The 11,731-nt window shown below is 68.7% G+C and carries 11 protein-coding genes; 5 read left to right on the top strand and 6 right to left on the bottom strand.

Annotation, left to right across the window (positions count from 1 at the left end):
* Positions 1-8: 8 nt before the first annotated feature.
* The 3 genes from AC1HFW_RS24940 to AC1HFW_RS24930 all read right to left on the bottom strand — a co-directional run bounded on the left by AC1HFW_RS24940 (position 9) and on the right by AC1HFW_RS24930 (position 3,977).
* Positions 9-923, bottom strand: coding sequence for an acyltransferase (locus AC1HFW_RS24940; protein ID WP_479286547.1), 915 nt, complete (start codon positions 921-923; stop codon positions 9-11).
* A 179-nt stretch (positions 924-1,102) separates the two neighbouring features.
* Complete coding sequence (locus AC1HFW_RS24935; protein ID WP_479285473.1) at positions 1,103-2,998, bottom strand: LTA synthase family protein; 1,896 nt, start codon at positions 2,996-2,998, stop codon at positions 1,103-1,105.
* Positions 2,999-3,248: 250 nt separating this feature from the next.
* Positions 3,249-3,977 carry a FadR/GntR family transcriptional regulator gene (locus AC1HFW_RS24930; protein ID WP_035359536.1) on the bottom strand — a complete coding sequence of 243 codons (729 nt, stop codon included), beginning with the start codon at positions 3,975-3,977 and terminating at the stop codon, positions 3,249-3,251.
* A gap of 129 nt (positions 3,978-4,106) precedes the next feature.
* Here AC1HFW_RS24930 and AC1HFW_RS24925 point away from each other — a divergent pair, with 129 nt between their 5' ends.
* The 5 genes from AC1HFW_RS24925 to AC1HFW_RS24905 all read left to right on the top strand — a co-directional run bounded on the left by AC1HFW_RS24925 (position 4,107) and on the right by AC1HFW_RS24905 (position 8,789).
* Entirely contained in the window at positions 4,107-4,946 is an 840-nt protein-coding gene (locus AC1HFW_RS24925) for an NAD-dependent epimerase/dehydratase family protein (protein WP_479285472.1), read from the top strand.
* Positions 4,947-4,963: 17 nt separating this feature from the next.
* On the top strand, positions 4,964-5,845 hold the full coding sequence (locus AC1HFW_RS24920; RefSeq protein ID WP_479285471.1) for an SMP-30/gluconolactonase/LRE family protein: 882 nt from the start codon (positions 4,964-4,966) through the stop codon (positions 5,843-5,845).
* 119 nt (positions 5,846-5,964) lie between these two features.
* Positions 5,965-6,942 (top strand): TRAP transporter substrate-binding protein, encoded by a 978-nt coding sequence (locus AC1HFW_RS24915; RefSeq protein WP_061073287.1) that lies wholly within the window; start codon positions 5,965-5,967, stop codon positions 6,940-6,942.
* Positions 6,943-6,951: 9 nt separating this feature from the next.
* The gene (locus AC1HFW_RS24910) at positions 6,952-7,515 is read left to right on the top strand and encodes a TRAP transporter small permease (protein WP_479285470.1); all 564 of its coding nucleotides are present in this window, start codon (positions 6,952-6,954) and stop codon (positions 7,513-7,515) included.
* Complete coding sequence (locus AC1HFW_RS24905; RefSeq protein ID WP_006391382.1) at positions 7,506-8,789, top strand: TRAP transporter large permease; 1,284 nt, start codon at positions 7,506-7,508, stop codon at positions 8,787-8,789. Before AC1HFW_RS24910 ends, AC1HFW_RS24905 begins: the two co-directional genes overlap by 10 nt.
* On the opposite strand, the gene AC1HFW_RS24900 is transcribed toward AC1HFW_RS24905, so the two are convergent.
* From AC1HFW_RS24900 to AC1HFW_RS24890, 3 genes are all read right to left on the bottom strand, one after another.
* Positions 8,741-9,532, bottom strand: a complete 792-nt coding sequence (locus AC1HFW_RS24900) for a phosphatase PAP2 family protein (protein WP_035359542.1) — start codon at positions 9,530-9,532, stop codon at positions 8,741-8,743. The two genes, AC1HFW_RS24905 and AC1HFW_RS24900, sit on opposite strands and share 49 nt — an antisense overlap.
* Before the next feature lie 148 nt (positions 9,533-9,680).
* A complete protein-coding gene (locus tag AC1HFW_RS24895) occupies positions 9,681-11,009 on the bottom strand; it encodes a sensor histidine kinase (protein WP_006391384.1) in 1,329 nt (442 codons plus the stop codon).
* A complete protein-coding gene (locus AC1HFW_RS24890) occupies positions 11,006-11,719 on the bottom strand; it encodes a response regulator transcription factor (RefSeq protein ID WP_241069250.1) in 714 nt (237 codons plus the stop codon). The genes AC1HFW_RS24895 and AC1HFW_RS24890 overlap by 4 nt, the downstream gene beginning before the upstream one ends.
* Positions 11,720-11,731 lie beyond the last annotated feature (12 nt).

The following is an 11,731-nucleotide window of genomic DNA, read 5'->3' as shown; positions in this document are numbered from 1 at the left end:
GGCGTCCGTCACGATCGGGGCGTGGCGGCCGCATCGGCCGCCAACGCCTCGATCTCGTCATCCTTGGCCTGCCACTGCTGGCCCAGCCAGTGGTGGAATTCGGTGCGGAAAGCCTTGTCGCGGCTGTAGTCGCCTTCGCAGAAGGCCGGCGGCACCGGCACGTGGTGCATGCGCACCCGCACCTCGCCCATGCGGCCGCAGGCCATGTCCCAGAAGCTGGGCACGCCCGCCGGATAGGCGATGGTGACATCGATCATCGAACGAAAACGCGTGCCCATCGCGTTCAGCGATACCGCCAGGCCGCCCGCCTTGGGCTTGAGCAGGTGGCGGTAGGGCGATCCCTGCGCGTCGCGCTTGGCCGGCGTGAAGCGCGTGCCTTCGGCGAACACCATCACGCTGGTCGGCACCAGCGAGAACTTCTGGCAGGCGCGGCGCGCGGTCTCCTGGTCCTGGCGGCCCAGGGCCGGATTGCGGCGCAGGGCCGCCTTGCCGTGGCGTTTCATGAACGGAAAATCCAGCGCCCACCACGCCAGCCCGATCACCGGCACGTAGATCAGCTGTTGCTTGAGGAAGAACTTCAGCAGCGGGATGCGGCGGTTCAGCGAGCCTTGCAGCACGAAGATATCGACCCAGGACTGGTGGTTGCAGTTGACCAGGTACCAGTCGGCGTAGCGCAGGCCGGTGTTGCCGCGCACGTCCCAGGGCGCGCGCTGGATGCGCGTGAACCAGGCGGTATTGACGCTGATCCAGGCCGTGGCGATGCCGTTCAGCACCGGATCGATGCGGCGCCTGGCCGCGGCGAACGGCAGCGCCAGTTTCAAGAGCGCCATGGGAAACAGCAGCAGGCACCAGAACAGCGTGCTGACGCCGATCATGAGCGTGCTGAACACGCCAGTCAGCCAGGCCAGGCGGCCACGCGGCACCGGCCAGCCGCGCCAGCGCGGGGCCGGGGCGGACGCGGGCGCGTCGGTTGCATCAGCGACAGGGGGCCGGATCGGGCCGGCGAGCGGATCGGGAAAAGTCATGAGCGCGAGTGTGCGAGGGCTGGCTTCGGGCCGGTTTGAGCGGGATCAAACCGGCCCCAGCCCCGGACGGGGTGAAGTCAAGGCAGGCGGTATTTTTCTTCGCGATAGACCCAGCTGGCCCATAGCGCGTGCGCCAGCGCCTCCTTGGTCAGCGCGTCATCCGCGGGCTCGACCGGTTCGTAGGTCTCGTCCTGCCCGACCGGCGCGGCGCGGTAGCGGAATTCGCGCGGCGCCTTGGACGGTTCCAGCACCAGCAGCTTGTCGCCTTGCAGGTAGCCGAAGTTGTCGGCGTACTGCATCAGCGCGCGGTTGGGATCGCGTTGCGTCAGGTCGGCGCCCAGCATCGGATTGACGTTGTCCAGCCCGATCAGCGACAGCAGCGTGGGCGCCATGTCGATCTGGCTCACGATGCGTTCATCCTGGCGCGGCGCGATGCCCGCGCCCAGGATCAGGGCCGGGATCTGGAAGTGCCGCACCGGCACCGGGATCGAGCCGTACACACGGGAATCATGGTCGGCAATCACCAGGAACACGGTGTTGTCCCAGTACGGCGCCTTGCGCGCCTTGTCGAAGAACTGGCCCAGCGCCCAGTCGGCGTAGCGCACGGTGTTGTCGACGCTGGCCGGTTCACCCACCGGCTGGATGCGGCCCGCCGGATATTCCCACGGCGAATGGTTGCTGACCGAGAACGCCAGCGTGAACACCGGCTTGTCGCCGTCGGCGCGCAGCAGGCGGTCGACCTGGGTGAACATGTCTTCGTCGGACGCGCCCCACGAGCCTTCGAACACCGGGTTCTCGAACTTCGGACGATCGACCACCTCGTTGAAGCCGTTGCCCAGGAAGAAGGCGCGCATGTTGTCGAAGTGCGATTCGCCGCCGTACACGAAGCGCGAGTGGTAGCCATGCTTGCCCAGCGCCTGCGCCAGCGTGAAGAAGCCGGTCTGCGAGCGCGGCAGCTTCACCACGGCGTCCGCCACGCTGGGCAGGAAGCCCGCCGTGACCGCCTCGATGCCGCGCACCGAGCGCGTGCCGGTGGCGTAGGCGCGGTGGAACATCCAGCCTTCCTTGCTGAGCCGGTCGATGTTGGGCGTGAGGTCCTTGCCGCCCAGGCTGCCGACGTACTGCGCGCCCAGGCTTTCCTGCAGGATGATCACCAGGTTGAGCGGCTTGTCGCGCCGCACCGTGGCCTTTTGCTCGTGCAGGCTGGGGTAGCGCGCATCCAGCGGCGCGCCCGTCAGGCCCGCCTTGTCGCGCACGATGGCGTTCATCTCGTCCACCGGCATCTTCGGATACATCGCGGCCGACGAACGTTCGTCGCGCATGCGGTAGGCGGCGTCGAACACGCTGTAGAGCGAATTGAGCGCCAGCGAATTGACCATGGCGTCCGAGCTGAAGGCGACCTTGGCCGGATTGATGGGGCGATGCTCGAGCGTGCCGCGCGCGCCCAGCACCACCAGCGCCAGGATCGCCAGCGACGCCAGCGGGCGCTTCCACCACGCCAGGAACGGATCGCGCACCCGCGCCGGGAACAGCTTGACCGCCAGCCAAGCGGCCACCAGCAGCACCACCAGGGCGGCCAGCAACACGCCCTTGTAGCCCTGCCACAGCATCGAGCCGACTTCCTTGGGGTTGAGCAGGTAGATGAAATACAGGCGGTTCGGGCGCGTGTCGTATTCGGCGATGAACTGCGGCGTGGAGACTTCCAGCAGCACGTACAGCATCCACCAGACGCGGAACCACCAGGCGGTGACGCGCGCGGCCCAGGGACGATGCCCCAGCCACGGCGAGAACACCGCCGGCAGCGCGATCACCATGGACAGCAGGCAGACGTCGATGCGCAGGCCGCCGAACAGCACCGGCCACAGGCCGCCGGCCGCCTCGACCCGATCCCACATCCACAGCGACAGGCCCAGCCGGCTCAGCGTCAGCAGAACCAGCACGGACAGTATGAAACGGAGCGTCAGGCGGCGCATGCGGCGGCCCTCCCCAGACAAATGGAATCCGTTGATGCGCCGCGATTACCCAGCCAAACCATGCCTGCCGTCCGGTGATTGAAAACGGCCAAGGTTAACGCGGATTGACGCGCCGCAGCGCCGCCAGCGGCTCGGCGCGAGGCCCGTATCAGGTGGATGACAACCTTGTCATGTTGTATGACATCCGATTTCAGTGCCAACGCGTAACGCAAGGCGCCCAGCTAGCCTCGAGCGCGCTCGCGGATCGGCGTCATTGCGCGCGGCGCAGGCGTTCGCGGCTGTTGCTCAGGTGGGTGCGCATCGCGGCGCGCGCGCCCTCGGCATCCTGGCGCAGGATGGCGCTGTAGATGTCCTCGTGCTCCAGGTTGACGCGCGCCAGGTAGGCGGCGCGGTCTTCGTGGGCGAACTTGGCGGAGTTGATGCGGGTGCGGGGAATGATGGCCGAGCCCAGGTGCGACATCAGGTCGGCGAAATAGCGGTTGTCGGTGGATTGCGACACCAGCAGGTGGAACTGGAAGTCGGGCGTGATGGTGTCGCCGCCGCTGTCCAGCGCGCTCTTGAAGGCGTCCAGCGCCCGCCGCATCTCGGTCAGCTGGGTCTCGCTGCGGCGCGTCGCGGCCAGGCCCGCGGCCTCGCTTTCCAGGCAGATGCGCAGTTCCAGCAGCACCAGCACGTCGCGCACCGTGGCGATATCGGCCGGGTCGACGCGGAAATCGCCGCTGCCGCTGGGCTCGAGCGCGTAGGTGCCGACGCCGTGGTGCGTTTCGACCAGGCCCGAGGCCTGCAGCCGCGACAGGGCTTCGCGCACCACGGTGCGGCTGACGCCGAACTGCCGCATGATCTCGGATTCGGTGGGCAGCTTGTCGCCGGGGCGGATATCGCCGCCGCGGATGCGTTCGGAGATGCTCTCGACCAGGCCCTGGGCCAGGTTCCGAGGACGACGCTGCGGCAAGACGGGGGTATCGACAGGAGCGTTCATCAGGGATTATCCGAGAGCGGTTGCGTGGCGCTTGACTGCAAAATTTCGTGCTTATTATACTTTGGACAGGTTGTACGATAACGTACCAGGTAAGTCCACTCCACCGCGCCATCCACCGAGCGTTGCGCCATGAGCCTAGCCGTCGACCGCATGCCTGCCTCCCCCCGCTGTCATCGCCTGTTATTGACCGGCGCGGCCGGCAACCTGGGCCGGGTCCTGCGCCCGCGGCTGAAAGCCCATGCCGACGTGTTGCGGGTCTCCGACATCGCGGCCATGGCGCCCGCCGCGGCCGGCGAGGAAGTCGTGCCGTGCAACCTGGCCGATCCCGCCGCCGTCTCCGAGCTGGTGCGCGGCGCCGACGCCATTGTGCACCTGGGCGGCGTTTCCGTGGAGCGTTCTTTCGAGGAAATCCTGCCGGCCAACATCCAGGGCGTGTATCACGTCTACGAAGCGGCGCGCATCCATGGCGTGCGGCGCGTGGTGTTCGCCAGCTCAAACCACGTCATCGGCTTCTACGAGCAGGGCGCGCGCCTGGATGCCGACGTGCCGTTGCGGCCCGACGGCTATTACGGCCTGAGCAAGGCCTATGGCGAAAACCTGTCGCGTTTCTACTACGACCGCTACGGCATCGAGACGGTCTGCCTGCGCATCGGCTCGTCGTTCCCCGAGCCCAGGGACCGCCGCATGATGGTGACCTGGCTCAGCTACGACGACCTGACCGACCTGGTGGCGCGCTCGCTGTTCACGCCGAATGTCGGCCACCTGATTGCCTATGGCGCGTCGGCCAACCGCGACAGCTGGTGGGACAACCACGGCGCCGCCGCGCTCGGTTTCGCCCCCAGGGACTCCTCCGAAATTTTCCGCGCGCAGGTCGAGGCGCAGCCGCCGCTGGCGGCCGACGACCCCGCCGCGCGCTACCAGGGCGGCGCGTTCGTAAAGGCCGGCCCGTTCCCCTTCCCCCCGCGCTGACCCCCCCCTTCCCCACCATGGCAACCTCGGCCGAACGCATCGGGACCCTGCTTTGCGGCGTGGGCGAAAGCCCCGTATGGCGCGCCGCCGACCAGGCGTTCCACTGGACCGACATCCCCGGCCGAGCGCTGTGGCGCTGGACGCCCGCCAGCGACCGGCTCGATCACTGGGCGCTGCCGCAGATGGCCGGCTGCATCGCCCCGCGCGGCGACGGCTGGCTGCTGGCGATGGAGGACGGCCTGTACGCCTGCGGGCCGCTGGTGGCCGGCGAACCCTGCCAGCCGCGGGCGCTGGCGCACGTGCGCCACGGCGCGCCCGGCATGCGCTTCAATGACGGCCGCTGCGACCGCCAGGGCCGTTTCCTGGCCGGCACCATGGTCATGGACATGGGCCTGGCCCGCAACGCCGGCAAGCTGTACCGCCACGGCCCGGGCCAGCCGCTGGAAGCGATCGTCGACGACCTGATCGTGCCCAACGGCCTGGCCTTCAGCCCGGACGGCAGGACCATGTACCTGTCCGACTCGCACCCGTCGCGGCAGGTGGTCTGGGCCTTCGACTACGACATCGACAGCGGCCTGCCGCGCAACCGCCGTGTCTTCATCCCGAAGCTGCCGGCCGGCCGGCCCGACGGCGCCGCGGTCGACGCCGACGGCGGCTACTGGATCTGCGGCAACGAAGCCGGCCGCATCTACCGCTATACGCCGGACGGCCGCCTCGACCGCAGCCTGGAGGTGCCAGCCGCCCGCGTCGCCATGTGCGCCTTCGGCGGGCCGGGCCTGGACCTGCTGCTGGTCACGTCCATCCGCCCCGCGGACGCCGCCCCCGACTCCGTCGCCGGCGCCGTCTTTGCCCTGCGCCCCGGCGCGCGGGGCCTGGAGGAAACCGCAAGCGCCGGTTAGCACCCGACCGCGGCGCCCCAGGCGCCCACGCACGAGTAGTGAGCAGGTCCGTACACATCGAAGAGCTTCGGGGCCGCAATGGCCCTCAACGAAACGCCGTACTCCAACCGGAGGTAGACATGTTGCGCCCGACCCTGACCCGCGCCATCCTGGCCGCGGCCGCTTTGCTGACGCTGATTCCCGCCACCCATGCCGCCGAGCTGCGCTCCGCGGACATCCATCCCGACGATTACCCCACCGTGCAAGCCGTGCGCCAGTTCGGCGAACTGGTCAAGCAGCGCACCAACGGCCGCATCACCGTCAAGGTGTACGCCGGCGGCGCGCTCGGCAATGAAGACGACTCGATCGAGCAGGTGAAGATGGGCGCGCTGGCCATGGCGCGCGTGTCCAGCGCGGCCATGCACAACATCTGCCAGACCACCCGCGTGCCGTCGCTGCCGTTCCTGTTCCGTTCCAAGGACCACCTGCACAAGGTGCTCGACAGCGAGATCGGCGAGCAGATCCTGAAGTCCTGCGAGTCGGCCGGCTTCGTCGGCCTGGCCTGGTACGACAGCGGCTCGCGCTCGATGTACACGCGCAACAAGCCGATCAAGACGCTGGCCGACGCCAAGGGCCTGAAGATCCGCGTGCAGCAATCGGACCTGTCGGTGGCGATGGTGGAAGCCATGGGCGGCAACGCCACGCCGATGCCGATGGGCGAGGTCTACACCTCGCTCAAGACCGGCCTGGTGGACGCGGCCGAGAACAACTATCCGAGCTACGAAAGCGCGCACCACTACGAGGTCGCCAAGTACTACGCGCTGACCGAGCACACCATGACGCCCGAGATGCTGATCTTCTCGAAGCGGCAATGGGACAAGCTGTCGGCCGAGGACCAGAAGATCCTGCGCGAGGCCGCGCGCGAATCGGTGCCCTACATGCGCAAGCTGTGGGACGAACGCGAACAGAAGTCGCGCGCGGTGGTCGAGAAGGCCGGCTCGCAGATCGTCGAGGTGGACAAGGCCTCGTTCCAGGCGGCGATGAAGCCGGTGTACGACCGCTTCGTCACCACGCCCGATATGAAAGACCTGGTCGCCAAGATCCAGGCCGTCCAATAAGGAATCCGCATGTTGGCTACCTCCACCCATGACCCGGATGTCGCGGCGGGGGGCCGGGCGCATGCCCCGGCTGCCCCGCTGGACGCCTTTTCCCGCGGCTGCGCCCGGCTGGCGCGCCTGTGCATGTGGACCAGCGTGTTCGGGCTGGTCTGCCTGATCATCGCGGTCACCTTGCAGATCTTCGGCCGCCACGTGCTGAACAGCACCCCCACCTGGGCCGAGAGCCTGGCGCTGCTGCTGGTGCTGTACGTCACCATGCTGGGCGCCGCCGTCGGCGTGCGCGACGCCGGCCACATCGGCTTCGAGTCGCTGGTCGACGCGTTGCCGGCGGCCGGCCAACGGCGCTTGAAGATCTTCATCCACCTGCTGGTGCTGCTGTTCGGCGCGCTGATGGCGTGGAACTGCGCCCTGCTGGCCGAATCCGTGTGGGCCTACAAGATCCCCAACCTGGGCATCTCCAACGGCTGGAAATACGTGCCCGCGGCCCTCTCCGGCGTGCTGATCATGCTTTTCTCGATCGAGCACGTCATCGCCTTGTCGCGCAACCAAAAGGTGGTACCGGCATGGCGCTGACCCTACTCTCGTTCACCTTCATGGGCTTCCTGGTGATCGGCGTGCCGGTGGCGTTCGCCATCGGGCTGTCGTCCATCACCGCGATCATGTACGAGGACCTGCCGCTGGCGGTGGCCTTCCAGCAGATGACCTCGGGCATGAATGCGTTTTCGTTCCTGGCCATCCCGTTCTTCATCTTCACCGGCGAACTGATGCTGTACGGCGGCATCGCCGACCGCATCGTCGCCTTCGCCAAGTCGCTGGTGGGCCACGTGCGCGGCGGCCTGGGCATGTCCAACGTGGTGGCCTGCACGCTGTTCGGCGGCGTGTCGGGCTCGCCGGTGGCGGACGTGTCGGCGATGGGCTCGGTGATGATCCCGATGATGAAGCGCGAGGGCTACCACGCCGACTACGCGGTCAACGTCACCACCCACGCGGCGCTGGTGGGCGCGCTGATGCCGACCAGCCACAACATCATCATCTACACGCTGGCGGCGGGCGGCAAGGTGTCGATCGCGGCGCTGATCGCGGCCGGCGTGGTGCCGGCGCTGATCCTGACGCTGTGCAACCTGGCGGCGGCGTATTTCGTGGCCCGCAGCCGCGGCTATCCGGCCGGCACGTTCCCCGGCTGGCACATCGTGGCGCGCTCGCTGGTAGCGGCGACGCCAGGGCTGTTCGTGGTGGTGCTGATCATCGTGGGCATCCTGAGCGGGGTCTTCACCGCCACGGAATCGGCCGCGGTGGCCGTGCTGTACGCGCTGGCGCTGACGGTCTTCGTCTATCGCTCGCTGACCTGGGACCAGTTCGTGCGGGCCGCCAGCAAGGCGGTCAAGACGACCGGCGTGGTGCTGCTGCTGATCGGCATCTCGGCCACCTTCGGCTACCTGATCAGCTTCTACGGCGTGGCGGAAAAGACCGGCGAGCTGATGGCGTCGGTGTCCACCAGCCCGTGGGCGATCTTCCTGATGGTCAACGTGATCCTGTTCGTGCTGGGCACGTTCCTGGACATGGCCGCGACCATCCTGATCTGCACCCCGATCTTCCTGCCGATCTGCATGCAGTACGGCATGGGGCCGGTGCAATTCGGCATGGTGATGCTGCTGAACTGCGCGCTGGGGCTGAACACGCCGCCGGTGGGCACCACGCAATTCGTGGGGTGCGCCATCGGCGGGGTCTCGGTCGGCACCGTGATGCGGACCATCTGGCCGTTCTACGGCGCCTTGCTGGCGGCGCTGGCGCTGGTCACCTACGTGCCGGCGTTCTCGCTGTGGCTGCCGGGCGTGCTGCTGAATTGAACCCCGGGCATGCGGGCCGGGCCGCGCGAGGCGGTCGGGCCCCGCAGCACCGGCCAGAAGAACAGCGCGGCCAGCAGCCACATCAGGGCCGCCGACCAGAGCGTCTGGCTCAGGAAATGCGCGCCCTGCAGGACGCGCACGACCGAGAACCCGAGGCCCGCGGCGATGCCCACGGCCAGCCCCCACCAGCGCCATCCGGGCCGCTGCGCGGCCCAGCCGGCGAAATACAGGGTCAGCATCGAGTAGCCCGCGCCCGCGTGGCCGCTCGGCAGCGCACCGCCCGCCTTGGCGCGATCCCAGGTCCACCACGACAGCGGATACGGGGTGTATCCGCCCAGCGTTTCCAGGTCAAAGGGGCGCGGCAGGGTGGTGTGGTGCTTGAGCTGCGTGACGGCCAGCTGCCCCACGATACAGGTCGCCGCCACCGCCAGCGCGGCGCCGCGCAGGTGGCGCCACGCGGGGATGCGATAGCTGGCCGCGACCACGCCGATCGCGCCCAGCGCCATGCCGATCGGCAGGGCCAGCACCATGCGATGGCCGATCAGTTCGAGCCAGCGGTTGGTGTGCAGGGGAAAGTCGTCCAGCGGCGCGCTGAACAGGGCGCGGGCGATGGCCAGGTCCAGGCCGGAGGCGTTGGCCCACCACGCCAGGCACGCCAGCATCAGCGTCACCCCGAGGACATGCGTGGAAAAGTAGAAAGCGGGCGTCGGCCGGACGGCCGCTGGCGGAGAAATGGGTGACATGTAGCGCGGGGGACGATGGCGGTCGGCCGAAGCAAACAGCTTAGGCGGCCGATAGTCGAAAATTCGTCAAATTCGGCTTCGGCGGGACCGGGCCGCCCCCCCCTTCATAGCCCCTTCAGTAGCCCCTGCCGCCGCCCCCGCGGTCGCCCTACGCCGCGCCCCCCGCCGCGTCCAGGCGCAAGGTGAAACGGGTGCCGCGCTGCGGCCCCTCGCGCGAGGAGTCCACCGTCAGCGTCCAGCCCTGCATGTCGCAGACCCGCTTGGCGATGGCCAACCCCAGGCCGCGCGCGGTTTCATCGCGCCCGGCCGTCCCCGAATCCCGCAGGCGGCCGCTGTAGTAACGGCGGAACAGGAACGGCAGGTCGTCCGCCGCGATGCCCTTGCCGTCGTCGCTCAGCTGCAACGCGCCGTCGGCGCCCAGGCTGGCCGTGAGCGTGGCCGGCGCCGCATGTTCGACCGCGTTGCGCACCAGGTTGCGCAGCACGGTCAGCAAGGCGTAGCGGTCGAGGATGCGGATGTGGTCCGCCGGGATGAAATTGTCGAAGCGCAGTTCGGCCATGCCGGCCTGGGTTTCGTAGCCGCGCCAGGCGTCCAGCATGCATTCGGACAGGTCGACCGGCTCGGGCGGACGCATCTGGTCGCGGGCCATCGCGCGGGCGCTTTCCAGGCAGACGATGACGTCGTCGACGTTGTCGATCACCCGCGTCAGCCGCTGGCGCTGGTCGGGCGTCAGGTCCTGGGTCAGCAGCATCAGTTCGCTGTCGGAGCGGATCGCGGCCAGCGGCGTGCGCACCTCGTGGCTGAGGTTGCCGGCGAACTCGCGTTCGCGCGCGATCGAGCGGTCGACCTGGTTCTGCACCCGGTTGAAGGCCTCGATCAGCCGGCCGGCCTCGTCGTCGCGGGTCACGGCCAGGTCCGGCGCGCCGGGCGCCCAGGTCGACAGGCGGTCGGTCAGGTCCAGCAAGGGCCCCACCGCCACCGCCGCCACCCGCCGCGACAGGGCGTAGGCCCCGACCACGCAGATCGCGCCGACCCCCAGCACGATCAGGCCGAAATCGTGCACCCGCTCTTCGTTGTCGGTGGCGTCATACAGCAGGTAGACCTTGCCGTTGCCGGTGTCGGCCACCATCACGTGCCAGGTGTAGGCGCCGGGTTCGATCAGGTGCAGGCCGTTGTCGAGCCCGCGGATTTCCTCCGGCATGCCGACGGGCGCCTCGCCGTCGACGCTGAGCCAGGCGCGCATCGAGCCGCCCAGTTCGCGGGCGCCGCGGCGCGGCAGGAACTGGTCGCTGGTGCGGGCATGCTGCACCAGGCGGTCCATTTCGGTGTTGAGGATATCGTTCACCAGATCGTCTTCCATCTGGTCGAACGTCAGGTAGGCGAGCAGCGCCAGCGCCGTCACGAACAACGCCACGGTGCCGGTCAGCGCCCACACCACCCGTTGCGTCAGGGTCCCGCTGCCCGCGATCCGGCTCATGCGCCGCGCTCCCCCGTCACCAGGCGCCAACCGGTGCCGTGCATGGTCTCGATGCCGTCGAAGCCGGCGTCGGCCAGGGCGCGGCGCAGCAGGTGCACCTGGCTGCGCAGCGCATCGGACGACGGCGGCTCGCTGCCCCACAATTGCGATTCCAGCTCCTCGCGCGACACCACCCGGCCCGGATCGCGCAGCAGCGCTTCCAGGATGACGATGGCCTTGCGCGTCAGGTGCACCGGCTTGCCGCCGATCGACACCATGCGGCTGCGGGTGTCATAGGACAGGTCGCCGAACACCCGCACCGTATCCACGGTCGAGCCCTTGGCGCGCTGGATCAGCGCCAGCAGGCGCGCCTCGACCTCGAGCAGCGCGAAGGGCTTGGTCAGGTAGTCGTCGGCGCCATGGGAGAAACCGGCCAGCTTGTCGTCAAGGCTGTCGCGCGCCGTCAGCACCAGCACCGGCAGGGGCAGGCGCCGGTCCGCGCGCAGGGTGTGCAGGACCGCGTGGCCGTCCATGCCGGGCAGGCCGATGTCCAGGATCATCGCGTCGAACCGCTGCTCTTCCAGGCGCTTGAGCGCGGCGGGGCCACTGTAGGCCACGTCCGGCAGGAAACCGCGCGCTTCCAGGAAGGAGTACAGATTGCCGGCGATGATGTGATCATCCTCGACGATCAGGATCCGGTGATTCGCACCCGCTGCGGGACTGGCCGCCATGTTCTCGTTCCC

The sequence above is a fragment of the Achromobacter sp. ISS7 genome (genome assembly GCF_056523125.1).
Note: the sequence above shows the minus strand (reverse complement) of the source record. Positions and strands in the feature narration are given on the sequence as shown.